We start from the raw sequence: 23,306 nt of genomic DNA, 5'->3' as shown, positions 1-23,306 counted from the left end.
TCATGATAAGCCCAGATGAAAAAGGTTTAGCACAATTGTTTTAAAATATAGGTTGCATAAAATTATCAAATATTTACAATATTTATATTTTTTTAAAAAAAACTATTAAAAATATCTTTTATAGAAAATTTTTTGCCAAAAATGCTGATATCAAATCCACTCTATTGCACTTACTATCAATGCATTGACGAACATCGCGCCTGCATTTGTCTAGCAGAAAAAAAACAGGCCATCGTCCAATAAAGCGCTTTTTTTTGCTTGATTCCCGATCTTAAGCCGGAATTCTATATATGTTTAATGCTTGATTTGCATCACATTACCTAAATTGCACCACAAGCTGGCTAAATCGGAGCAGGCATTATTGCCGCTATACATAAATTATAATATGGAAGAAAATTTATTGAAACCTGCCGGGGACGCGACATTTTCACGGGCCAAAACGATTGGATTGATTATAAAAGCCGGAATAGTTATTTTGCTCATGGCCTCTTTATCCTCTGCCGGGGCACAGCCTGGCAGGCCGGTGAAAAATCGTGGAAAGGTTTGGATGCTAACCTACTTTCGCCAGCGCTACCCTACCCGTATTGAGATTAACGCTAAAGGAGAGACAGTTGAGGTGCCCCTGCCCAACCCCATGCTGATAGCGCAATTACATATTGCCCTATCAACAGATGGCCGCCACTGGACACCTTTAAATGATAATAAACCCATATGGGACCAAACCATGCGCGACCAGTTTATACATCGCAGGCCCGACGGACTTTGGCGCCTCGTGGCAACAGGTGGCGACGGTAACAGGGCAGATCGTCAAACACTTGGCCCGGCTTGTATTTACGCCACTTCAAAAGACCTCATCCATTGGCAGTTTGAACGGGCGCTGCACCTGATGAAGGACGTGCGTGATGAAGCCGGCAATTTGGTAAGAAACATTTGGGCTCCTGAGTATTTTTATGATGAGGCCACCAAAGAATATACACTCTTCTGGTCGTCCTCCTATGAGGATGCCGGCTGGAAAAAAAGCAGGCTTTGGTATTGCAAAACAACCGACTGGAAAACCTTTACCCCGGCAAAGATATTGTTTGCGCCATCTTACTCGGTAATTGACGGCACTTTAATAAAGCAAGGGGATACCTATTATCTGTTTCACAAAGAAGAAGAGTTTGGTGTTAAAACCGGCGAGCGTCGCGGAATACGATTGGCGACTTCTAAAAATATAGTGGGTCCTTATCAGGTTTATGACGGGCCATTAAACAACGGCCAGATAGCTCCTACAATTACAGAAGGGCCAAGCGTAATGAAAGACCCAATTAAACCCGGCTGGTTATTATTCTATGATTACCCAATGGCCGACCAATATGGCATCTCTTCTTCTCCCGACCTGTTCCATTGGACCATTGAAAAAGACATCTCGCTGCCGCCTGATGCGCGGCATGGCAGTGTCTCACAATTAACCACAACCGAGGCGGATGCCTTGCGTGAGGCTTATCCCAATAGCAAATAAATAACAGAGGACATGCTGATAATTAGACTATAAGTTAAACCTAGTTAACCGGCAAAAACACTTTCAAACATAACCGATTTTTCCAAGCAACTTTAAGGTCCCTAAATAAATCACCAGATAGCGCTTAATTACTGTTTATCCTTTAGCGATCTTACCAGCTGCTGCGGGGTTTTAGTAGTTATGCCGTAATAAAACTTCTCCCCGGGATAATAATTTTCGCGCAGTTCAAAATTTTCAAATGCCGGTCCGCCGGGTATGTTAACATAATCATTGGGGTTTGGGCTGGCGCCGCTCCAGTATTTGGCCCTGCCGTTCACGCGGATCATCAGCGACGGATCATATTTAGCACTTTCTTTGCGCCAGTACTGGGTAAATTTTACATCGGGCCGGTAACGCCAGCCTGCTTTGGCCAGGTAGGCCTTATCCTGCGGCCATGAAGTCAGGCTGGCAAAGTCTTCATCAGGGGCGGCAATTGCAATAAAGTCGGCGTTATCATCTCTCAGCATTTGTTGCAGGGGATAACTTTGCTTTTCAATAAAATCAATCCCATCAAATCCTTTATAAAGCTCTTTCGCACTTACCACCCCATCTTTTAAATACAAATTCCTTAACCGCGAATAATTGCCCATGGTCGCAGTAATGGCGCAACGCTGCATCCGCGCGCTTTCCTTATGATTAAAGATCTCTATGCCCAGTTCCTCAGGGCGGTCGCTACGGATGGAAAGTCTTAAGTAGGGATGCGCCCCATTCATAAAGCGCTCCATAAACAGGTATACAGACAATTCTTCAACCCCGGGATGTTGGCTATCAGGATGCGAGATCGCTCCGCGGGTTTTGGCAGCGGGGAAATAATCTGTTTGGGTTGGGTCGTTACCGGCCCACATCAGCTTGCCCCAACGGCTATCGATCTGCGAGGGCGATATTTCACTAAATTCCATTTTGTCGTCAACCACAGGCTCAACCGCCAGGTAATTGATATGATATATGGTGCCTTTACTTTCATAACCTACCCTTATCAACCCCCGCGGGCCACCAGTGTTTTCCTGATCCGTCCCTTCAATAGGTGATGGCCAGATACTAAATACTATACCGTTTTTTATGCCCCATATGGCCGCGCTTTTTGAGTGCGCCGGCCGTATCCACCGGTCGGCTGTACTTTGAGCCTGAAGCTTATTGATATTAAAGGCTATTGTTAATACGGCACCAATAAGCAGGCAGCTTTTATTTGTCATCTTTTAACTATTTATAAAGGTTGAATTTCAAAATATTCCCCGGGTATTTAATATACTATATTTACCAATACCGATGAAATACTTGCTGTGGCATAGCATCGCCTTAAAAATGCCAATCCAAAAATAAAAAGCCTCAAATCTTTTCGACCTGAAGCTCTTCATCTTAATGCTATATGTACCGGAGGTGTACTATTTCAAATACTCATTAAAAAAATCAATGGTACGTTTCCAGGCGAGTTCGGCAGCGGCCTTATCATAACGGGGTGTCGTATCGTTATGGAAGCCATGATTCACGTTTTCATAAATATAGGCCTGGTATTTTTTGCCATTTGCTTTTAACGCAGCCTCATAAGCCGGCCAGCCCCCAGTTATACGGGTATCCAGCGATGCATAGTGCAACAGCAGCAGCGCTTTAATTTTGGGCACATCTTCAACAGCAGGCTGGCTACCATAAAAAGGCACCGCTGCGGCCAGGTCCGGTATCCTGACGGCCATCATATTGGCTATGCCGCCCCCATAACAAAAACCTACCACGCCCACCTTCCCGTTACAGTCGGGGTGATTTTTAAGGTAACTATAGGCTGCAATAAAATCTTCCTGCATTTCTTTGGGGTCCCTTTTACTTTGCAACTCACGTCCCGCGTCATCATTACCCGGGTAACCGCCAAGCGGCGTCAGGGCATCGGGTGCAAGCGAAATAAATCCCGCAAGCGCAGCCCGCCTAGCTACATCTTCGATATAAGGGTTTAAGCCCCGATTTTCATGAACGACGATAATGCCTCCAAGCTTCTTGTTGGCAGCAACAGGTTTTGACAATAATGCCTTAATCGTTCCGCCTCCCTTTGGCGAGTCATATTTGATATATTCTGATTTCAGCCGCGGATCATCCTGCCTGATCTGTATGTTACCCTGATAATCCGGCATCAGGAAACTCATCATCGCCGGTACGGTTAAACCGCCAACTGCATAAAGAGATAACTTTTCCACAAAACCACGCCTGTCAAGCCGGTTATGTGCATAATCATCATATAAGTCAAACACTTCCTGCCTGATGTCTTCTTTTTTTATTTGGCTCATGGTTATACGTTTATAATTGAAACGAGCGAGCGGTATTGTCACTGCACTACTAAATTAAGAAATCTAAATAAAATGCCGTCCTACTCTGGTAAAACAGCCTGATGAACTCAAAGAAAAAATCCAATCTTCTTTATGGGCTTATGATGTGCATGGTTGCCTCGCGTAAGTTCACTAAGATGCTACAGAGACCGGGATCAACTACTCGTGCAACACCAGTATGGCCCTTACTGATTTGTTCATTACCTGGTTAACGGTGCTGCGGGTAAACAGCCGGTAAACGATATTGTGGTGATGCCTCACCAGGCACAGGATGTCTGTATGATCAGAGTCGATAAATTCCATGATGCCGTTTAAGGCGCTGCTGTTACTGATATAGTTAAATACCAGTTCGGTATGCGGGATCAGCGCCCGCAGCCTGGTTTCACCGGTCTGGATATGTTTATCATCAACTTTGTCGGCAACATATAATACCTGCATTTTTTTAGAGCCAAACGCTTTAATCAGCTCATTCAGCGCATTAATATCCACAGCGGACAGCTTGGTTTCATAATCTGTAGCCAGGGTGATCATCGGTACTTTGGAGAAATGACTTTCAAGCGGAATAATAAGGGTTGGCGTTTTTATTTTAGACACTATCATACTGGCGTTGCTGCCTACAATACCGGTAATGCCGGTGGCGCCGGTAATCCCCATTATCAACAGCGTTACCGGATGCGCATCAACATAACGGGTGATTACATTTTTTAAAAATCCGACGTCACAAAGCGTGGTAACGTTAACAGCTTTATAGGCATCGTTTTGGGCAAATTGAATAACCCAGTCTTTTAGCGCCTGTCTTTTATTGTTATAATAATCTTCTATAAAGATTGCATTATAGGTACTGTTATTGATCCCTTCGGTTGGATGGATGGCATGGATGGCGCAAACGTTAGCATTAAGTACGCTGGCCAAATCCATCGCATAAGCCATGGCGTTTGCGGCGCTTTTCGAAAAATCGGTGGCTACGAGTATCTGTTTCATGTGACAGCGGTTAAATAAACAGGTGGAATAACATAAACAATAAAAATGCTAAAATTATTGCAACCGGCAGCGTAAGTACCCATGCCAGGGCGATATTTTTTAAAGTTTTGTTGTTGAGGTTGCCCTTGCCCCCTGAAGCAACCATTGCGCCAGCAATACCGCTGGAGAGCACGTGCGTAGTGCTAACCGGCAGGCCAAAGCCTGTACTGAGCCCGATTGTAGCTGCGGCCACAATTTCAGAACTGGCACCTTGCGCGTAGTTCAGGTGCTCATTGCCTATCTTTTCACCAATGGTAACTACAATCCGTTTCCAGCCAACCATGGTGCCAAGGCCGAGCGAAAGAGAAATGATTGCGATGACCCAAACAGGAGCAAAATCAGTAACCTTTTCCAGCTCGCCTGCGGCGGCGCTGAGGGTAGCCTGATCTCCGGTTGACAGTTTGACGCGGTTGTCTTTAACCAGTGCCCTGATATCCTTTACCAAACCTTCCACCTGTTTACGGTAATGGTAAGTTTTAGCTACATCTGTTTCATTTTTGGCGGCTAATGCGATTTTGGTTTGTTTAACTGCCGCTAACAGTTCTGCCAAAACGGGTTTGTTTTCGGCCTGGCTTCCTGTTCTGAGGTTAACAACCTGCTCGGTTTGGTTAAGAGCAGCTGATACCTTGTCCGCAGCTACTGCATGATTAACGGCAAACCGGGCGGGCAGGAAAGCGATAAGAATCAGCATAAACAGACCTACCCCTTTTTGACCGTCATTACTGCCATGAAAAAAACTTACCAGTGTGCAGGTGGTAATCAGCAACAGCCGGATATGGATAGGCGGCCGGTCATTTTCGCCTTTGGGAATATGAAACAGTGCGTGTGATTTGGTGACATGCTTAAGGAACAGCATTAGCAAGGCAGCAGCACCGAAGCCAATGATAGGCGATAAAATTAAGGACGAGCCGATCTCGCCGGCTTTCCCCCAGTTTACGCCGGGCCCGTTATAGTAAAACGTAAATGCCAGTCCCGCCCCGATCATCGATCCGATCATGGTATGCGAGCTGGAACAGGGGATGCCCAGATACCAGGTACCCAGGTTCCAGACGATGGAAGAGAAAAGCACTGCCAGCACCAGGCAGGCCCCTACACTTACGGGCAGGGTCATTAAGGCATCCAACGGCACCAGTTTCAAGATGCCCATTGCTACAGTAACGCCACCTAAAAACACCCCGAGAAAGTTCCAGGTGCCTGACCAGGGAATGGCATAACCCGGTTTAAGCGCTTTGGTATAAATAACAGTTGCCACTGCGTTGGCGGTGTCATGAAAACCATTGACAAATTCAAAGCCAATAACGGCCAGGATACAAATCACGAATACTACAAGCAGATAACCACTCAGGTCTATCTGGCCAAGAAACGGGGAAGAGACCATAAGAATGGTTTGATGCATATAACTGGATTGTACCGTAAAATCAAATAACAACAATTCACATTTCTTTAAACTGAATTACAGGTTAACAAATTGTTACGCTATAAGGTTTGATCTGGTCTGATTGAAAATGTTTTTGACACAGGCTGTCATTAAAAAATGGGACTTAAAAACCGGTAGGATTCCAAATCTTTAAAAGCCATGATTTTTATTATTTACGCATGGAGCTGATCTCGCCATTTCGTTCCATATATACCTTCTCTATCTTTGTCATATCTTCCGTCAGCGCAGACTTTCGTACACCCTGCATAATATCCTCCTGGCAAACCAGCGCTTTCTTCATAATATCCGGCTTAAATTGGCCGTGTTCAAACAACACCATCTTGTCGCCTTCAATAAATTTGCCAAAAGCTTTGCTGTGCGCGATCAGCCAGCCAAATAGCCGGTGAAGCAAAACGATCACCAAACAGCACACCACCACCGGCACAAAATCTGACGCACCAACGATGGCACGACTCATTACCGCCCCAAGCGAAATAGTGATAATGTTATCCAATGGCGTCCGCACACCAAACGACCGCCGTCCGGATATACGGATCAGGATCAACGCGATAAAAAACATGACAATACCGCGGCTGCTCATTTGCAGCGCATTGAGGTCCTTGCCCTCACCAAAAATTATTAGTAGCAGTTTCATAGTAATTATTTAAATTCTAATCAATTCGTTTCTGCCGTGTATTGTTGATTTTTAAGCTAATAGTTTGGCGGCCTGCCCGGCGGTTAGACGCGCGGTTACTTTAAATTCTTTCCCCGCCTGCTCGTTATAGTTTTTAAAAAAAGCTTCCAGTTGGCTAAGGATCGCTTCGGGCAGCTCTGCCAGGGTGGTTATCGCTGAAAACAACTGTGAAACTTCCGGTATACCTATAAAACGGTCATTACGCACAGTGTCGCCGTTACGCTCGGTCTGTTCGGCCTTTAAAGCACCAATTACCCGGCAATCGATCAGGCAACCGAGAAAGGTCCCGCTTTCCGAAATCACAATGATGTCCAGCGGATCGCCGTCCTCCCCTTTGGTTCCCGGGATCATGCCGAAGTCGAACGGAAACACTAACCCTGCAGGCAGTATCTTACTCAACCTGAACCGCTGGGTTTCCGGTTCGTAATCAAACTTTTGATTATAACCTTTAGGGCATTCGATGAGGGCTGTTATCGTTTTTTCGGAAATTGCTGACATATTAGCTTGTTTTGGATTTACGGGTGCCTGATTTGCGTTTTGATTCTTCGACGGTATCCATTCAATATATCGTGTCAGGTCACTTTCCTTTTGCTATCTTGATCCTCCATTTTTTAGCGACTGTAAAATTGCTTCTGCAATTTGAGTTTGGTATCCCCGAAACTGTTCACATCTCTTGCCGGGTTCATTTCCAGTTAATTCGAATTTCGCCGTCACCCGGAACGGCAAATTCCAGGTGGCCCGCTTTAGTTTTTTTTCCTTTAATAATAGATTTACTACCGTTTAAAGTTACCGCGAATTCGGGCATTTTACCCTTATCCGTCTTCACCAGCATCAGCCTGCAACTAAGCCGCGGGTCTCCGGCCAGTTTAAAGGCAGCCGGGCGGTGCTTTTTCGGTGAAAAGCCATAGGTCGGATAGTCAGTATAGATCATGAAGGGCTGGCCCTCCACCTGCATATAATGGCGCGGCAGGATACCAAATGCATTGCCGGCACCATAAACTTCCTGGCCCACTTCACCGGATTTTTCCCAGCCATCATGCATATCCTCCAGCGCTATCCAAAGATTAGGGTCTACCTCGCCGGTCTTAACTTCGTCCGAGAGCATTTCTTTGGGCAACATCGTAGGATAATAATATACTGCCCGGTCAACCAGAAAACGGATATATTCTGCTATCAATAACCTTAACGATGGGAGGATATCCTGGCCCTCAGCATGCCGCAGGTAATCATGAAAGGCACAGAATACTTCCTGCTCTTCATAAACCGCCGTGTAAGGCGCATCGTTAAGCGGGAATAAAGCAAAAAAGGAAGGGAAGTTTTTCCCGTAACCGTAGTTGCAATCCCACAGGCTAACGTTCTTAAACACATTGGCCATGCATAAATAACTTAATTCTTTATAAACTTCCTTTTTGGTGACCTTATACAAACGCAGCAAGGCACCGGCCGAAAAGGAAGTATTATTGGCCTGGTAAAACAACTCGAAACCGAGCCCCTTCAATCGCAACGCGGCTTTTTCAGCCTCGGCCAAATAGCGTTTATTACCGGTTAACTCCCAGGCTTGGAGCATGATGTGCGCGTACAATCCCGGCACATCTTTTTCACCGCCTTTACCGGGCTGGGTTTCTGCTTTTACCACTTCCAGTGTATCCATTTTGTAAAATACAGGCCAGGCATAATCAAAATGGTGAGCAACTTTGATAGCAAAATCCAGGGAGTCGAGGAACAGTTTTTCGGCCATCTTATCTCCTTTAAGTGCCAAACGGGAAAGGTTAAGTAACGGATGCTGCAAATACCAGGAATCCATCACCATTGGCTTTTTATGCTCTTCCTCCCCTTCCATAGTATCTGCCACTTTGGGGTGCCAGCGCATAATCGTACCGAGTTCTTTATTATAAAAAGCCGGCAGGCCGTCCTTGATTTTTTTCATGACCTCCAGCTGTCCGTCGTTCCATTCTACGTAATCCAGCAAAGGCAATAACACAGCCAGCTGTACCATGATCTCCGGCGGGGTAGCATAATCGCAGACATAAGCATTAAAATAATGATTGCCATCTACCTGCGACCAGCAGCCGGGGCTGTCTGTCAGATCCGTCAAGCCTTTTTGCAGGATATCCGGCCAATGCATATAGGTTGTTTCCGGCTTCGGCAACTGTAAATATACAGCTGCCAGCAGGTCAAGGTATTGCCTTACCATTTCCGGTTCATCTTTAGGCACCTCTTCAGAAAACGCAATAAATGCATCGCTTAATACATAGCTTTTTCCGGCCTCCAATGGTTTATTTTTCAAAGTCGGCGGCAGTGCGAAACCGATCTCAGGCCATTCGCCGCCAACGGTATCACCCGCCGAGGTTTCTGTATCCTGGTTATAGTCTGCCAGCGCAGTCAGGTTCTGCAGATAAAGCACCGAGCCGGCCTTCGGACGGGTTAGATTAAAATATAGCTGCCCGGACCGGGTGCCCACCTGGCTGACTTTGATCTCGCCCTCGGCCAGTACATCGCTGCCCGCCGCGCCCAGTAATACGATATCCCTTGGCCAGTAAGGAAACAAGAGTGGTGCCGCTGCTTTCAGCGTTGTCGTCAGGTGCAGCACGGGATTTTCACCGGCAGGTAACTGAATCACAGCCTCGTACTCACCCATTAGCGACGCGATACGGAAAGTAATATATTGATCCTTCTCCAGAACCTTTATAAGCTCAAGGCGGTCGTTAGGCGAATAGGCAATGCGGAAAGCGATCCGACTACCTTTGGGCCAGGCAGCAACCAGCCAGCATGAGTCATCAATCAGGTAAACTTTGAAGGAATAAGCTGCCGCCTGCTGTTCATAAACAGCAGTGAGGTCAGGATTATTTAGTTTTGAATTGGCAGATAACAGCCAGGCTGAGGTTGCATTCATTGTAAAAATTTTAATTGTTTATTTACTCCGTGAACGCTGCGGAAAGCGTCAAAAAATGTAGTACGATAACTCTTCCCGGTTAAATATTGTTTTAAATATTTCATAATAAAATATTTTATTAATTCAAAACATAGTTTAGCACGATCAGTTGTATAAACACGATCCCCATTTATCAAGCTGCTTCTTTAATTTATTTATCACCACTAAAATTCTGCCATTATGTTTCACCACGTCAAAGATTTACAATTTAATGCCAGGGTATCCCGCCCTGATCCGCGTTTTGCCAATTTATTATTAGAGCAATTCGGCGGAGAAAACGGCGAGCTTGCTGCCGCAATGCAATATTTTACACAGGCGTTCGGCGCCAAAGTCCCGCACCCGGACAAATACGATATGCTGATGGATATCGCCACCGAAGAATTCAGCCACCTGGAGATCGTAGGCGCTACTATCCAGATGTTATTAAAAGGGGTTAACGGCGAATTGAAAGATGCAGCCGACCAAAGCGAAATCATGCAGGTCATGAACGGAAAAGCCGCTAAAGAAAGCATTATTCACCAGGCGCTTTCGGCCAATCCGCAGTTTGGCATCATTACGGGCGGCGGTGTTACGCCACGTAACAGCCAGGGCATTCCCTGGTGTGCTTCCTATATCCACTCTAATGGCGATCTGACTGTCGACCTGCGCAGTAACCTTGCATCAGAGTCACGGGCCAAATTAGTCTATGAGCATTTAATGAAATTCACTGATGATCCGTACATCCATGAGACGCTGTCTTTCCTGATGACACGCGAGGTGGCCCACTACAAAATGTTTGAGGCGGCACTGGACAGCATTCCAAATAATTTCCCGCCGGGGGTGCTGGCTGCCGATCCGAGGTTTACGCAACAGGTATTCAATCTATCTAACGGCGCTGAGGCACGCGGTCCCTGGAACGAAGGCGAAATGCCTGGTATGGGTAAAAACTGGAACTATATAGCTGATCCGATTGCCTATGTAAAAGAAAGCCAGGGAATCACCAAAACCGATAAGGCAATGGAGAAAGAACTGAAAGAGACAGAAAAGCTGGATAAGGAAATGAGCAAGATTAAAAGCGACGAAGTAAAGAATGCAGAGCCGGCCGGCGTCGCGCAATGGAGCACCTACACTGATACGAAAAAATAAACGGGTATGGACGAGCACTTATTTTTAAAGGGCCAGCGTGTTATCACCCCTGAAGGTAAAGGCGAGGTAGTCGACGCCATCGGAGATAAGATTGTTGTCAAACTGGATAAAGACGCCACACAGGCCTTCGCATCCGGCGAGCTGACGGATAATAATAGCGCAAGCTAGCCCTAATAATTATTGATGCTGTTATAGCAAAGAGCCGCTTGAAACAAGCGGCTCTTTGCTATAACGGTGTTCAACTGGAGCTTACCAAATTCCGCATCAATAGCAAGTAATGGGATACGCGCATCCGGATAATTTTATCACGGAGATTTTGAATCCGCGGGAATAGTGGCCAGCGCCCGGGTAGCCGGCCCTGTCAGCACCTGCCCGTCAATATCATAACGTGCGCCATGACACGGACAATCCCAGCTTTTTTCTTCACCGTTCCAGTTTACAATGCAGGCGGCATGTGTACAAACCGGGCTGAGCGCATGCATAACTCCTGCTTCATCCCGGTAGGCAGCTATCTTTTCGCCGTTCACTTCAACAACCTTGCCGGTGCCCGGCTGCAATCTTTTTAAAGAATCAGTTTCATGAATATTAATCCTGTCGGCCACGAAATGATAGGCTACGTCGGCATTTTCTTTAACAAGTTCAGAAAAGCCGTCTATCGGCTTGATGCGGCATGGGTCGAACAGGTCTGCATAAGGATTTGGCCTTTTACGTACCAGGTCACTTAATAGCTTTCCTGCAATTGTACCCAGCATCATACCGTTGCCGTTATAACCTGTAGCGCAATAAACACCATCGGCAGACAGCGGCATCGCACCTATATAAGGCAGACCATCCACCGGAACATAATATTGCGATGACCAGCGGTATTTGATAGAGGAAACATTATAATATTTCCTTATATATTTTTCCAGGCCGGCAAAAGCATTTTCCGGATCCTCGTGCCCGGTCTTATGATCCAGGCCACCGGCAATCAGCAATTGCTGCCCGTCTATAACATGCGAGCGCACATAATGGTAAGGCTCCTGCGAATCATAGATCAGCGCTTCGGGATAAGTCCCGCTTTTTAATTTAACAGCCATTACATAGCTGCGGTAAGGCGCGCACTCAAAATTAAACAGGTTAATATTAGGCGGCACATGGGTGGCATAAATTACTGCCTTAGCACGGATAACACCTGTTGCATATTCGGCGGTATGTATACCATCATCGGTTTTGATACCGGTTATCAGGGTATTTTCGCGGATTACGCCGCCGGCTTCCAGATATGCTTTTTGCAAGCCCTGCAGATACTTTAAAGGATGAAACTCTGCCTGGTTATCAAAAATCAGCGCTTTTAAATAGGGTACAGGGGTCGGCACTTCTTCCGTATAATTTACGTGTACGCCTACTTTAACCGCGCCATTGTAAATATCATCCAGTTGCTTTACTTCGTCTTTATTCTCTGCATAGACATAGCCCGGCTTGCTTGCATAATCGCAGTCGATATGAAAAGTATCAATGTTCGCTTTAATCAACGCAACACCTTCGGCAATGGCATTCGCGAAAAGTTGAGCGCCTTCGTCGCCAAAGGCACTTTCTGCTTCTTTATAGGTCGTATCTGCAAATGTGTTGATGTGCGCGCTTGTACCGCCGGTTGTACCGAAGCCCGGGGTATGCGCCTCGGCCACTATTGTCTTTTTACCGGCTTTTTGTAACAGCAATGCGGCCGTCATCCCGGTGATCCCGCCCCCTACGATCAGTGCGTCATAAAAATTTTCCTGTGGGGCTGCCGCCGGTGAAATATTATCATTTAAACCCGCCTGCCAGGCGCTTTGCTGCGCCCCGTCGCGGGCTAATATCGAGTGAGTATTGGTTGCCATAATTCTACTACAAAAGTACAGCCCATGTGTTTTGAACTATTTTAAATATTATTAAACAAATAATTTTCCTTCAAGTTAATTAATAACATCAAACTACATACATCTACTATGAAAGCAGCAGTATTTCACAAACCCGGTGATATCCGTTATGACACCGTTGAAGATCCGCATATCGAACAGGACACGGATGTTATTTTAAAAGTCACGTCAACCGCTATTTGCGGCTCTGATCTGCACATTTTGAGCGGTGGCGTTCCGCAGTCAAAACCAATGGTTATGGGCCATGAATTTATGGGTATTGTAGAAGAGGTTGGCAAAGCGGTAACCAAATTAAAGAAAGGCGACCGTGTAGTTGTACCTTTTCCGATATCCTGCGGTCATTGCTTTTTCTGTCAGCATGACGCCTCACCGGCGTGTGAGAACTCAAATTATAAACACTATGGCCCTAATGGCGATATAGCCGAACAAAAAGGTGCCGCATTGTTTGGCTATACCGACTTGTACGGTGGCTATTCAGGCGGACAAGCCGAATATGTAAGGGTACCTTATGCTGATATCAGCCCCCGCGTAGTGCCTGAGAACATGACCGATGAGCAGGTGCTGTTCCTGACCGATATTTTCCCTACAGGCTGGTCAGCCATTGATTGGGCGCAACTTAAAGGCGGCGAGGTGGTTGCTATCTTTGGCTCCGGCCCGGTTGGTTTAATGGCGCAAAAAGCGGCCTGGCTGAATGGTGCCAGCCGTGTTATTGCTATTGACCCTTTAAACTATCGTTTGGAAAAAGCTAAAGCCGTGAATAAGGTTGAAACGCTGAACCCTCATGAAGTAGATGTGGTGGAAGCCATCCGCGCGATGACCGGAGGCCGTGGGGCTGACGTTTGTGTTGACGCTGTGGGTTTTGAGCCTGAACGTGATCTTTTGGATAAAGCCAAGGCCCTGTTTAATTTTGAAGCAGGTAGCATGAAAGTATTGGATATGGCCTTTAAAGCTGTTCGGCGCATGGGTACCGTATCTATTATGGGTGTTTACGGCTCTACCTATGACAATTTCCCGCTGCACCGGGTATTTGACAAAGGCATCACGCTGAAAATGGGCCAGGCCCCGGTTTTAAACTATATAGATCACCTGATCGAATTGGTCAAAACAGAAAAAGTAATACTGGACGATATTATCAGCCATACGCTGCCCTTGAGCGAAGTTACGCGCGGTTATGAGATCTTCGATAAAAAGGAAGAGGACTGTGTAAAAGTAGTGTTGAAACCCTGGGAGCAACAACAACCTACAAAAAATACAAAACCAGTAGAGATTGAAAACTAATTATTGATACACTTCGGAATTAAAAAACTATTAACAAAGAAGTAAATGTGCCGGCGGCAAATGGTCGCCGGTTATACGCCTGGGTTACAGCTGGCCCGCCCAGTCATCATCGCTATTCTGCGGAAAAAATACGGAGACCAACCATAACAACGCGCCGGTCAGCAATAAATCACGATGGGGCAGGGGCCGCGTATGAAGGTTCAACCATTGAATACCGTCCCAGGCCAGCAAACAAAACATCAACGCGGCGATAGTTGTCCGGAATAAAAGTAATGTGTCCCTCATAACATTTCCTCCAGATTTTTTAAGCGAAAAATCTCGCGGGCGATAAGCTTGGTGTTATAACCCAGCTCATCCAGGGTACAGCAAATGGTTTTGATCTTTACCGGCAGCTCATTAACCGTTTCCATCAGGTCAATATGTAACGCCGCGCCTGCAGCCAGGGATTTGTCACCCTTCAACTGCCCGAACAGAGCATAAGCCGCTTCCCGGTCATTGCCAAAAAAGTATTGCCCGTAGTTCACAAACCCGGCTGGCGTTTTCAGGCTCAGTAAGATGTAAAACTGGGTTTTCATGCTTTTATTAAACAAAGAGCCCCCGCAGGCAGGAGCTCTCCGGATTAAAAAACTAACACTTTTTATTTGATCTCGATCTGGCGGCGCACCGCTTTGGCTTCTTCATGCTTGGCAATATCGATACGCAGTATACCATCGGTATAGCTGGCTTCAATCTGGCTGTCGTCAGCGCTTTCCGGCAATGTGAATGAGCGAACAAACGAGCTATAGCTGTATTCGCGTTTGCTGTAATTTTTCTGGTTGTCCTGTTGATCGGAAGACTGCTCTACCGAAATAGTCAGTTGATTGCGATCGAGATTAAGTTTAAAGTCCTCTTTTTTCAGACCTGGCGCGGCTAGTTCCACATGATACTTGCTCTCGCTTTCGCTGATGTTCACTGCCGGCACGCGGGTTACCAGCCGGTCGTTAAAGAAAGTATCGTTGAAGATTGATTCGAAAACGTCACTAAAGCCTGGCAATAATGCGTTGTTACGGTTGTCGTTAAATTTAACTAAGGTCATGGCCTTTTCTCCTTTAAATGTTACTCTAAAAAATAAATGAACAATAATTAATTAAACTATCCAACATACCACAAGCCCTGTGCCAATGGCCTTGGGAATGAAATTTTTGCAGTTGTCAGTGAAAATTTTTCAGCGCTGATGTCATTTTTTCAGCGGTATTTTAACGTAACGGCATGGAGGCCTGCTAACGCCATCAAAGTAGGAATGCTTAAAGATAATTTTCGGTGATCTCCCTGAACAGGACCTTATCTTCCCGGGCCTCATCATAACATTCTGTAAGGAGTTGCGTTATACCGGGCTGCTCAAGGCGGTCCGCCACGCGCATCATAGTTTTAAAGGAGGCCATCTCGATACTTTCAATGTTCTGCATATAAAACAAGATGGACAAATCCCGAAGCGCCGGACTTTCATCAGACATCCCTATACATTGAAAGGCCTCGTCTAATATACCAACTACCCCAACACAGCTTTCCGGTTGATAAAAAGCATCCAGCGCAATATATATTTCTTTCATCCTACCGATCTGCAGGCTGACAACGTCAATAGTTTCATTGATTGCTTGTTGCAAGTCGAGAAAATAAGAACGGCGACCCAGTTGGGGCAGCTTTTCGATCAACTGCTTCTTGGCACAATAGATACGGTTTAAATGGCTAATAAAAAAGACTCTAAGCTCGGCCTGGGTCAGGTCTTTCGTTGGGTTGCGTGGCTGTTTATTCATATTTTAATCATAAAAGGCCACCGGAAGGCCTAATCAACAAACGATTACAGCCTTGCTTTGTTTTTTGCCATACGGCAGTGTTATGCGTGGATATTGAGTAAGCGCCGGACAGTACTATCGTCTTATTCCGACATCCCTCAAAATAAAACTATCTGTTGCCAAACCTGTTCATCTAAATAAAAGTTCATGATGGAGTGGCATATTGGATGTTCCGGATTTCATTACCGGCACTGGAAAGGGAGTTTCTATCCAGAGCACCTGCCGCAGAAACGCTGGTTTGAATTCTACGCCACCCAGTTTTCTACACTGGAATTAAACGTAACCTTTTACCGCTTTCCACGGCTTGAGGTGCTACAGTCCTGGTACGCAAAGGCCCCGGCTGATTTTCGTTTCGCGGTTAAAGCGCCTAAAGCAATCACCCACTTCAAGCAGTTTCACGGTACTGCAGATATGTTAAGCAGCTTTTACAACACCATCCGCGATGGTCTCGGAGAAAAACTGGGGCCGGTTTTATTTCAGTTCCCCCCGCGTTTCCATTACGATCCCGAAAGGCTTGCCCGGGTACTTGGCCAGCTTGACCGTGGTTTTGAGAATGTGCTGGAATTCCGCCATCCCGGTTGGTGGTGTGAGGAGGTTTATTCAGCCCTGCGCAGCAAGCAGGTATCTTTTTGCGGAATGAGCCACCCCGAACTCCCGGACGAACCAATAGTTACCGGACCAGTAGCCTATTACCGTTTTCATGGCGTGCCCGAACTTTATCGCTCGGCCTACACCGAAAGCGAGCTTGCGACTTTCGCCGGGCGCCTAAAAGCTATACCCGGGGTGCAGCAGGCCTGGTGCTATTTTAATAATGACGCGGCTGTTGCTGCAATCCCCAATGCCCGTACCTTATTACAACTCGCCAACACATGAGCGTTTTAACATTGTCTGTAGAATCTTTTAATGAAGCTACCACCTAGGTTGGTATCGAATTTGTAGAGCAACTAACATTAACAGCCTAAATATTCAAGTTTAAAAAGGAGGAACTATGCCCTGGTACAACGGAGATTACCCGCCATCATATAAAAATCAGCCACCAAAACTGCGGGAAAAGGCAGTAGAAATCGCAAACGAAATCCTAAAAGACAGTGGCGATGAAGGCATCGCGATAGCCACCGGGCTTAAAAAAGCCCGTGAATATTTTAAAGACCATCCGGAAGAAGCCGATGCCGGCTATCAGCCCGATACAGATGACTGATTTAGCAGGAAACAATCAGCTGTTTAGCTGGTGGCGACTTTAAATTTTTTTATGGTTTTTTATTTTCATCTCATTTTGAGTCGGGTTGGTTTGAGGTATATACTTCGCATACATCATCACCGCCGCTAATACAATACATGTCGTGGTAGCGTACAAGATACCAGGGCTATAAAAATAAATGGCAGCTGCGCCCAGTGGCACGAGCATATTATTAGCCGACTGCAAACTTTGGTTCACGCCCTGTAATTTTCCCTGTTGACTTTCATCGACAGATTGCGATAGTTTACTGTTATAGGTTGGATCAAATAAACCTTCGCCGGTGATGATAAATATAACGGCCAGCGAAATAGTAATTACCAAAGGCATAAATATGCTTGCGAGGATCAATCCCAGGCCGGTTCCAAGTCCTATTAAACCAGCGATCCCGATGCTTCTTTCGCTAAAACGCTTCAATAACCAAGGCAATAACACTGCCCGCGAAATAATTTCGCAAATACCAACAAGTGTTAGCATACCGCCAATAATAGCCGGCCCCCAATGGTAAAAATCTTTCAGGAAAAGGGTAAAATTAAACTGGAAAACCCCCAGACCCGCGTAGAAAAGCACGCCAACGATGAGCAGTAATTTAACTTTTTTAAGGCTAAATATCGATTTAAAATGTGAGAAGATGTTAAAACTATTAAGCGTTAAATGTTTGGTCCGCTTTTCGGGAGCCAGCGATTCGGGCAACAAAAAATACACAGCCAAACCTGAAAGGAAGATTAATCCGGCAGTCACAAAAAACGGCAATCCCAGCGCAATGCTTCCCAGCAATCCGCCCAAGGCAGGGCCGCCTAATTTCCCTACTCCCATAGCGGAACCGATATAGCCGAACCACTTAGTCCGTTCCTCAGGTTCGGTACTGTCTGATATATAGGCAAACAGCGTACTGATATTGCCTGCCGTAAACCCATCTATTATGCGCCCCAGGAAAAGCATCCAGAGGGCCCCTCCTATTCCAAACAAAACATAACCTGCAACAGATCCCAACAGACTTAAGATTAAAATATTTTTCCGTCCGTACCGGTCGCTCAATGCCCCTAAAACAGGCGCTGCAAAAAAGGTACAGGCTGCGAATACCGATAGCAGGGCACTCATCCCCACAACAATTTGCTGAGCAGGCAGGTATTTACCAACGATAAAAGGCAGCAGCGGCAGCACTACAGACATCCCTATAGAGTTCAACAGTACAATCCCTATAATAATCCAGAATATATATCTTTTTGATTTTGTTTTTGGTGCCGATTTCATGCTTTCTGATGTTGCTTTCATTGAAAATGATTAAAACACAAACATCCGGAATGCACCTCCGTCAGACTTGTATAAACGCGACAAAATCGTTGCTTACCGCCTGTTTCCTTTTCTTTGCCTTTCGGGCAAATACCGCCGGAGTAGTGCCGCTGTAACGTTTAAACTCCCGGCTGAGATGGGATTGATCCGTATAGCCCAATTCATGAGCCAGGCCGGCAAGGTTGCATTCAGGATAATGCCATAATTGGTTTCGTACCTGCTCAAAGCGCATCAGTCCCGACACATCTTTAACGGTAAAGCCGGCCGCTAACTTGAAGTTCCTCTCCAGTGTACGAACCGTAGTATGGGCCGCCGCCGCTACCTGGCTTACCTGTATGGTGCCGTTGGCACCCCTTAAAGCAATTCCCGCTTTAAAAAGCATGCTTTTACTATCAATTCGCGACCGTGCATCCAGGAAGTACTGTTTCACCCCAGCTATTGCTTCATCGATCCCGCCAGCTACAATCAACTCACCCAGCGTGGATTGAAGCCGGGTAATAGGATGTTCAAATACGTGTACACCGCCTTTACCGGATGACAGCCCGAGCAGATCGAATACCGTCCAGGGAAAACATCTGATACCAATAATTTCTAAACGATTTTTCGTGTAAAAAACAGCAGGCTGATTAAGCAGCCCCATCATAAAAGGCGATGGCAATGACAAATTGCCGCCGCAATAAGAGATGCTATGCAGGCTTCCGAAATAAAAAATAATCTCGGCGTAGCCATCTGGTTGTACCTCAAAACTTGAGGGTTGTTCTCCAAAGTCGCCCCTGTTGTGCCAAAAGCACTTGATGGTATCCCTTAGGTCATCAGGTGGTTCAAATTCCTGGTGTTGCATTTTGAAAGATAGCATATTTGCGCCACTCAATACCCGTTAAGCCCGGTTTTTAAATCAGGCTCCTGATCGGCATCTGGCATTATTTGAAGAACTAATCCCAAATGCCGTTCCGGGTTGTAAATATTACCGGTTGGCCGCCGGTTACCATTATGGTATGCTCGTGCTGTGCAACAAAACCGCCTTTATTTCCGCATAGCGTCCAGCCGTCGGCCTGTGTATCAGCAATTGTTGACCGTGTTGAAATGAATGTCTCTATCGCCACCACCGAATTTTTTTTAAAACGCGCAGTGTTATACCTGTCGCAGTAGTTGGCAATCTCGTGGGGCTCCTCGTGCAAGCTACGGCCAATACCATGTCCGGTCAGATTTTTTATTATGGTGTAGCCCGCTTTTTTGGCTTCAGTCTCAATCAATCTGCCAATCTCCGATATCCTGACACCGCCTTTAATGTTGCTGATCGCTTTTTTTAATATCGCTTTCGATGCTTCTACCAGTTTGCCGTGTCCATAGATATCCTTTCCTAACACAAATGAGCCGCCGTTATCAGCCCAATAGCCATTTAGCTCTGCGGATACGTCGATATTTATCAGGTCACCTTCTTTAAGAATTTTATCGGCCGATGGTATGCCGTGTGCTGCCTCCTCATTAACGCTTATACAAGTAAATCCGGGAAAACCGTACGTTAATGCAGGTGCTGAATATGCGCCTAACTTTGCCAGCAATTCGCCGCCGTACTGGTCAAGTTCTCTGGTGGACATACCCGGTTGGGCATATGCCCGCATTTTCTTAAGCGTAATGGCTACAGCATCACAAGCTTGCTGCATTCCAATTCTTTCGTTTTCGGTAGATATAGACATTTTTGAATTTTCTCTGTTACAAAATTAACCATTAATACATTACCACCGTTTACCAAATGTCAGTTTATAAAGCAGCGTTTCTGTCTTACAGGCACTATTAATAAATGCTTCACGTCCTCATTGCAAAAAATCAATAAAATAATTATATTGCTTTCCCCTATCTGCCTCAATCTTATCTCTATGAAATCGAAAAAAGTATCGCCTTTTTTTATTCCCGGCATTGTTGTTATTTTATCGGTAGTTCTTTCAAGTTTTATCGTATCGGATACCGACCCCGTTATTATGAAAATAATAACCCAGTTAAGCAAGTGGGCAAATGATTATCCTACCGAAAAGGTATACCTTCAGCTGGATAAACCTTATTATGCCGCGGGTGATAATATATGGTTTAAAGCTTATGTAACGGTAGGTGGCCCGCATCGCTTATCTGCATTAAGCGGCTCGGTAAATGTTGAGTTAATTGATGAGAACGATTCGTTAAAAAAATGGATAAAACTGCCTGTTATCGGTGGCACGGCCTGGGGCGATTTTGAATTACCAGATACTTTACATGCGGGCAATTACCGCATCAGGGCTTACACCAACTGGATGCGCAATGCCGGCCCCGGTTATTATTTTGACAAGGTTATAACCATTTACAACGCGCCTGCCGATACCGTTTTTACCAAAACTGATTATACCTATACAATGGTTAATGGCAAGCAAAAGATAACTGCTACTATAAATTACGCCAATAGTGATGGCAACGCTTTAGCTGGCAAACCGGTAAATTATAAAGTGCAGTTTAATAATAAGGAAATAACCAGCGGTAAAGGCATCACCGACAATAAAGGAAATATAGCAATCGATTTTATTAACCCAGAATATACAAAGACAAATAAGGGCAACATCATCACGGATATACAACTAAGCGACAAAAATAAAATAACTAAAACGGTCATAATAAACGCCACATCAGGCAAGATTGATGTTCAGTTTTTCCCGGAAAGCGGAAACCTGATAAATGGTTTAAACTCAAGGGTGGCCTTTAAAGCCGTTGGCCCTGACGGTCTTGGTGTTAACATCAAAGGCGTTATTACAGATAACGAAAATAATAAACTGACCGATTTTAGCACCCGGCATTTAGGCATGGGCACCTTTAACATCACACCGCAAAGCGGAAAAACCTATAAAGCATTAGTTACCTACCCTGATGGCTCTGAAAGCGCCGTTAATTTACCCATAGCGTTAAATACCGGTTACCTATTAACTGTTAATAATACTGACGAGAACAATATAAGCTTAAATGTAAGAGGCAGTAAAGACCTTGCCGGTGCCGGAACTATCTATGTCTTTGGCCAGTCGGGCGGCGAAACACGCTATGTAGGCGAGAACGAAGCATCGGGCACCACTTTTAATGCAACAATCGCCAAAAGCAGGTTTCCAGCCGGCGTCGTGCAGTTCACGTTGTTTTCGGCAAATGGCGAGCCCTTGAATGAACGCATTGCCTTTATACAACATGATGACAGCCTGTTAAAGCTTGATGTACATGCGGCCAAATCAGTATCTGCCCCCCGTGAAAAAGTAAGGATTGACCTAAATGCGCAAAACGGCGGCAACCCGGCTATCGGCAGCTTTTCGGCTACGGTAATTGATGATCATATAGTCGGGGCTGATGAGTCGGACGAGACGACCATCCTGTCACATATCTTGCTTACTTCTGATCTGCGGGGATATGTCGAACAACCTAATTACTACTTTAACAAAAGCAATGAAACCACCCGGGCAGACCTGGATATATTGATGCTTACCCAAGGCTATCGCCGTTTTGAATGGAAGCCGGTACTGGCAGGCTCACTGCCTTTGCCAATCTACGAGCCGGAAAAATCAATCAACGTATCCGGCAGCGTTAAAACGTTAACCGGTAAACCGGTGCCCAATGCAAAAGTAACCCTGTTTGCTACAGCAGCGGCCGGCCAGTTTATGTTAGATACCCTGGCAGACAAACAGGGGGATTTCATTTTTAAAGATTTGTTTTTAAAAGACAGCATGCGTTTTGTGATCAAAGCCTATACATCGAGCGGGGGCAAAAATGTCGCTATCAAAATGAATACTGACGGCCGGGACAAGACTGTTAAAAACGCAGCCCTGCCGGCAAATGATTTTGGTACAAATTACCGGCTGTTTGCTGCTTATTTAAAAGCTGATAAAAAACTATATGATGAAGAATTGAAATATGGCCTGGGTAATCATCATATCGCTTTAAAAGAGGTGACCATAAAAGAGCATAAGAAGCCGGTGCTTGAACATTCAAACAACCGAAACGGCCCGGGAAATGCAGATCAGGTAGTAACAAGCGCAGACCTTGATAAACGCGGTTGTCTTTCTTTAGATGATTGCCTTAACGGAATGCTGACCGGCGTTATGTTTCGTGATGGCAAACCGTATAGCACACGTGGAGGGAATTCCGCTATGCTAATCATACTAGACGGTATCCCGCAAGACAATGCGTTGGAAAAAAACTTTTTAGGTACTATTCCGGTACAGGAGGTAGCAAGTATTGAAATATTAAGAAACGGCGGCCTCACCGCAATTTACGGCGTTAGAGGTGGTAATGGGGTAATCATCATTACCACGAAACGCGGGGATGAAAAAGACAGCACTCCAAAGGCCAATGAACCCGGCATGCTTATTTATGCGCCAAAAGGCTACTATCGTGCGCGCGAATTTTATTCGCCGCAATATGATGATCCAAAAATCAATCAGTCCGTAGCCGATCTGCGGACAACCATTTACTGGAAACCAAACGTTATTACGGATAAAACCGGACATGCCTTTTTTGAATATTACAACGCAGGCTTTCCGGGTACTTACCGGGTTATTATCGAAGGGATCGATGGCGAGGGCCACCTGGGCCGTCAGGTTTATAGATACAAAGTTGAATAAATCGTGTCTCGGGTAAAAAGGTTCTCCGGGGTCGCAAATCCTATCCTTGAGATTAAAACAAACTACCGCATCATTAGATCTGAATCGTATCAATTTGATCCGGAATGCATGG

The 23,306-nt window shown here is 45.6% G+C and carries 22 protein-coding genes; 7 read left to right on the top strand and 15 right to left on the bottom strand.

Annotated features, from left to right (window positions below):
- Positions 1 to 385: 385 nt before the first annotated feature.
- The gene (locus LJ658_RS07290; RefSeq protein ID WP_230545819.1) at positions 386 to 1,501 is read left to right on the top strand and encodes a glycoside hydrolase family 43 protein; all 1,116 of its coding nucleotides are present in this window, start codon (positions 386 to 388) and stop codon (positions 1,499 to 1,501) included.
- A 128-nt stretch (positions 1,502 to 1,629) separates the two neighbouring features.
- On the opposite strand, the gene LJ658_RS07285 is transcribed toward LJ658_RS07290, so the two are convergent.
- The 7 genes from LJ658_RS07285 to LJ658_RS07255 form a co-directional block, all read right to left on the bottom strand.
- A complete protein-coding gene (locus LJ658_RS07285) occupies positions 1,630 to 2,733 on the bottom strand; it encodes a hypothetical protein (protein ID WP_230545818.1) in 1,104 nt (367 codons plus the stop codon).
- A 189-nt stretch (positions 2,734 to 2,922) separates the two neighbouring features.
- A complete protein-coding gene (locus LJ658_RS07280) occupies positions 2,923 to 3,810 on the bottom strand; it encodes a dienelactone hydrolase family protein (RefSeq protein WP_230545817.1) in 888 nt (295 codons plus the stop codon).
- A gap of 198 nt (positions 3,811 to 4,008) precedes the next feature.
- Entirely contained in the window at positions 4,009 to 4,830 is an 822-nt protein-coding gene (locus LJ658_RS07275) for a universal stress protein (protein ID WP_230545816.1), read from the bottom strand.
- A 10-nt stretch (positions 4,831 to 4,840) separates the two neighbouring features.
- A complete protein-coding gene (locus tag LJ658_RS07270; protein ID WP_230545815.1) occupies positions 4,841 to 6,247 on the bottom strand; it encodes an inorganic phosphate transporter in 1,407 nt (468 codons plus the stop codon).
- A 208-nt stretch (positions 6,248 to 6,455) separates the two neighbouring features.
- Complete coding sequence (locus LJ658_RS07265) at positions 6,456 to 6,941, bottom strand: DUF421 domain-containing protein (RefSeq protein ID WP_230545814.1); 486 nt, start codon at positions 6,939 to 6,941, stop codon at positions 6,456 to 6,458.
- Positions 6,942 to 6,992: 51 nt separating this feature from the next.
- Entirely contained in the window at positions 6,993 to 7,478 is a 486-nt protein-coding gene (locus LJ658_RS07260; RefSeq protein WP_230545813.1) for an inorganic diphosphatase, read from the bottom strand.
- 184 nt (positions 7,479 to 7,662) lie between these two features.
- Complete coding sequence (locus LJ658_RS07255; RefSeq protein WP_230545812.1) at positions 7,663 to 9,873, bottom strand: hypothetical protein; 2,211 nt, start codon at positions 9,871 to 9,873, stop codon at positions 7,663 to 7,665.
- A 219-nt stretch (positions 9,874 to 10,092) separates the two neighbouring features.
- Between LJ658_RS07255 and LJ658_RS07250 the strand changes: the two genes are divergently transcribed.
- Together LJ658_RS07250 and LJ658_RS07245 are read left to right on the top strand one after the other, a co-directional pair.
- Positions 10,093 to 11,037, top strand: a complete 945-nt coding sequence (locus LJ658_RS07250) for a manganese catalase family protein (RefSeq protein ID WP_230545811.1) — start codon at positions 10,093 to 10,095, stop codon at positions 11,035 to 11,037.
- Positions 11,038 to 11,043: 6 nt separating this feature from the next.
- Entirely contained in the window at positions 11,044 to 11,205 is a 162-nt protein-coding gene (locus LJ658_RS07245; protein ID WP_230545810.1) for a hypothetical protein, read from the top strand.
- 137 nt (positions 11,206 to 11,342) lie between these two features.
- Here the strand turns inward: LJ658_RS07245 and LJ658_RS07240 are convergent, their stop codons facing one another.
- Positions 11,343 to 12,896 carry an FAD-dependent oxidoreductase gene (locus LJ658_RS07240; RefSeq protein WP_230545809.1) on the bottom strand — a complete coding sequence of 518 codons (1,554 nt, stop codon included), beginning with the start codon at positions 12,894 to 12,896 and terminating at the stop codon, positions 11,343 to 11,345.
- A 108-nt stretch (positions 12,897 to 13,004) separates the two neighbouring features.
- Here LJ658_RS07240 and LJ658_RS07235 point away from each other — a divergent pair, with 108 nt between their 5' ends.
- Complete coding sequence (locus tag LJ658_RS07235) at positions 13,005 to 14,213, top strand: zinc-dependent alcohol dehydrogenase (protein WP_230545808.1); 1,209 nt, start codon at positions 13,005 to 13,007, stop codon at positions 14,211 to 14,213.
- An 84-nt stretch (positions 14,214 to 14,297) separates the two neighbouring features.
- Here the strand turns inward: LJ658_RS07235 and LJ658_RS07230 are convergent, their stop codons facing one another.
- The 4 genes from LJ658_RS07230 to LJ658_RS07215 form a co-directional block, all read right to left on the bottom strand.
- Positions 14,298 to 14,498: a hypothetical protein gene (locus tag LJ658_RS07230; RefSeq protein WP_230545807.1), complete on the bottom strand. Its 201-nt coding sequence runs from the start codon at positions 14,496 to 14,498 to the stop codon at positions 14,298 to 14,300.
- Positions 14,495 to 14,788, bottom strand: a complete 294-nt coding sequence (locus LJ658_RS07225; protein WP_230545806.1) for a hypothetical protein — start codon at positions 14,786 to 14,788, stop codon at positions 14,495 to 14,497. The genes LJ658_RS07230 and LJ658_RS07225 overlap by 4 nt, the downstream gene beginning before the upstream one ends.
- Before the next feature lie 62 nt (positions 14,789 to 14,850).
- Positions 14,851 to 15,288, bottom strand: a complete 438-nt coding sequence (locus LJ658_RS07220) for an Hsp20/alpha crystallin family protein (protein ID WP_230545805.1) — start codon at positions 15,286 to 15,288, stop codon at positions 14,851 to 14,853.
- A gap of 208 nt (positions 15,289 to 15,496) precedes the next feature.
- The gene (locus LJ658_RS07215; protein WP_230545804.1) at positions 15,497 to 16,006 is read right to left on the bottom strand and encodes a DUF892 family protein; all 510 of its coding nucleotides are present in this window, start codon (positions 16,004 to 16,006) and stop codon (positions 15,497 to 15,499) included.
- A 186-nt stretch (positions 16,007 to 16,192) separates the two neighbouring features.
- On the opposite strand from LJ658_RS07215, the gene LJ658_RS07210 reads away from it, so the two are divergent.
- Together LJ658_RS07210 and LJ658_RS07205 are read left to right on the top strand one after the other, a co-directional pair.
- Positions 16,193 to 16,918, top strand: coding sequence for a DUF72 domain-containing protein (locus tag LJ658_RS07210; RefSeq protein WP_230545803.1), 726 nt, complete (start codon positions 16,193 to 16,195; stop codon positions 16,916 to 16,918).
- 115 nt (positions 16,919 to 17,033) lie between these two features.
- A complete protein-coding gene (locus tag LJ658_RS07205; RefSeq protein ID WP_230545802.1) occupies positions 17,034 to 17,243 on the top strand; it encodes a hypothetical protein in 210 nt (69 codons plus the stop codon).
- A 39-nt stretch (positions 17,244 to 17,282) separates the two neighbouring features.
- Here LJ658_RS07205 and LJ658_RS07200 read toward each other — a convergent pair whose 3' ends face one another.
- The 3 genes from LJ658_RS07200 to map all read right to left on the bottom strand — a co-directional run bounded on the left by LJ658_RS07200 (position 17,283) and on the right by map (position 20,269).
- Positions 17,283 to 18,554, bottom strand: coding sequence for an MFS transporter (locus LJ658_RS07200; RefSeq protein WP_230545801.1), 1,272 nt, complete (start codon positions 18,552 to 18,554; stop codon positions 17,283 to 17,285).
- Positions 18,555 to 18,594: 40 nt separating this feature from the next.
- Complete coding sequence (locus tag LJ658_RS07195) at positions 18,595 to 19,413, bottom strand: helix-turn-helix domain-containing protein (RefSeq protein ID WP_230545800.1); 819 nt, start codon at positions 19,411 to 19,413, stop codon at positions 18,595 to 18,597.
- A 91-nt stretch (positions 19,414 to 19,504) separates the two neighbouring features.
- The gene (gene map, locus LJ658_RS07190; RefSeq protein ID WP_230545799.1) at positions 19,505 to 20,269 is read right to left on the bottom strand and encodes a type I methionyl aminopeptidase; all 765 of its coding nucleotides are present in this window, start codon (positions 20,267 to 20,269) and stop codon (positions 19,505 to 19,507) included.
- A 180-nt stretch (positions 20,270 to 20,449) separates the two neighbouring features.
- Here map and LJ658_RS07185 point away from each other — a divergent pair, with 180 nt between their 5' ends.
- Positions 20,450 to 23,194 (top strand): TonB-dependent receptor plug domain-containing protein, encoded by a 2,745-nt coding sequence (locus tag LJ658_RS07185; protein ID WP_230545798.1) that lies wholly within the window; start codon positions 20,450 to 20,452, stop codon positions 23,192 to 23,194.
- Positions 23,195 to 23,306 lie beyond the last annotated feature (112 nt).

The sequence above is a fragment of the Mucilaginibacter sp. UR6-11 genome, from assembly GCF_020880695.1.
GTDB lineage: Bacteria > Bacteroidota > Bacteroidia > Sphingobacteriales > Sphingobacteriaceae > Mucilaginibacter.
The sequence above is the reverse complement of the archived record's forward strand: the minus strand, read 5'-3'. Positions and strand labels throughout refer to the sequence as shown.

Bases quoted from the DNA above. Each gene is read 5' to 3' on its own strand.
- LJ658_RS07290 (WP_230545819.1), top strand. From the start codon at position 386: ATGGAAGAAAATTTATTGAAACCTGCCGGGGACGCGACATTTTCACGG.
- LJ658_RS07285 (WP_230545818.1), bottom strand. From the start codon at position 2,733: ATGACAAATAAAAGCTGCCTGCTTATTGGTGCCGTATTAACAATAGCC.
- LJ658_RS07280 (WP_230545817.1), bottom strand. From the start codon at position 3,810: ATGAGCCAAATAAAAAAAGAAGACATCAGGCAGGAAGTGTTTGACTTA.
- LJ658_RS07275 (WP_230545816.1), bottom strand. From the start codon at position 4,830: ATGAAACAGATACTCGTAGCCACCGATTTTTCGAAAAGCGCCGCAAAC.
- LJ658_RS07270 (WP_230545815.1), bottom strand. From the start codon at position 6,247: ATGGTCTCTTCCCCGTTTCTTGGCCAGATAGACCTGAGTGGTTATCTG.
- LJ658_RS07265 (WP_230545814.1), bottom strand. From the start codon at position 6,941: ATGAAACTGCTACTAATAATTTTTGGTGAGGGCAAGGACCTCAATGCG.
- LJ658_RS07260 (WP_230545813.1), bottom strand. From the start codon at position 7,478: ATGTCAGCAATTTCCGAAAAAACGATAACAGCCCTCATCGAATGCCCT.
- LJ658_RS07255 (WP_230545812.1), bottom strand. From the start codon at position 9,873: ATGAATGCAACCTCAGCCTGGCTGTTATCTGCCAATTCAAAACTAAAT.
- LJ658_RS07250 (WP_230545811.1), top strand. From the start codon at position 10,093: ATGTTTCACCACGTCAAAGATTTACAATTTAATGCCAGGGTATCCCGC.
- LJ658_RS07245 (WP_230545810.1), top strand. From the start codon at position 11,044: ATGGACGAGCACTTATTTTTAAAGGGCCAGCGTGTTATCACCCCTGAA.
- LJ658_RS07240 (WP_230545809.1), bottom strand. From the start codon at position 12,896: ATGGCAACCAATACTCACTCGATATTAGCCCGCGACGGGGCGCAGCAA.
- LJ658_RS07235 (WP_230545808.1), top strand. From the start codon at position 13,005: ATGAAAGCAGCAGTATTTCACAAACCCGGTGATATCCGTTATGACACC.
- LJ658_RS07230 (WP_230545807.1), bottom strand. From the start codon at position 14,498: ATGAGGGACACATTACTTTTATTCCGGACAACTATCGCCGCGTTGATG.
- LJ658_RS07225 (WP_230545806.1), bottom strand. From the start codon at position 14,788: ATGAAAACCCAGTTTTACATCTTACTGAGCCTGAAAACGCCAGCCGGG.
- LJ658_RS07220 (WP_230545805.1), bottom strand. From the start codon at position 15,288: ATGACCTTAGTTAAATTTAACGACAACCGTAACAACGCATTATTGCCA.
- LJ658_RS07215 (WP_230545804.1), bottom strand. From the start codon at position 16,006: ATGAATAAACAGCCACGCAACCCAACGAAAGACCTGACCCAGGCCGAG.
- LJ658_RS07210 (WP_230545803.1), top strand. From the start codon at position 16,193: ATGATGGAGTGGCATATTGGATGTTCCGGATTTCATTACCGGCACTGG.
- LJ658_RS07205 (WP_230545802.1), top strand. From the start codon at position 17,034: ATGCCCTGGTACAACGGAGATTACCCGCCATCATATAAAAATCAGCCA.
- LJ658_RS07200 (WP_230545801.1), bottom strand. From the start codon at position 18,554: ATGAAAGCAACATCAGAAAGCATGAAATCGGCACCAAAAACAAAATCA.
- LJ658_RS07195 (WP_230545800.1), bottom strand. From the start codon at position 19,413: ATGCAACACCAGGAATTTGAACCACCTGATGACCTAAGGGATACCATC.
- map (WP_230545799.1), bottom strand. From the start codon at position 20,269: ATGTCTATATCTACCGAAAACGAAAGAATTGGAATGCAGCAAGCTTGT.
- LJ658_RS07185 (WP_230545798.1), top strand. From the start codon at position 20,450: ATGAAATCGAAAAAAGTATCGCCTTTTTTTATTCCCGGCATTGTTGTT.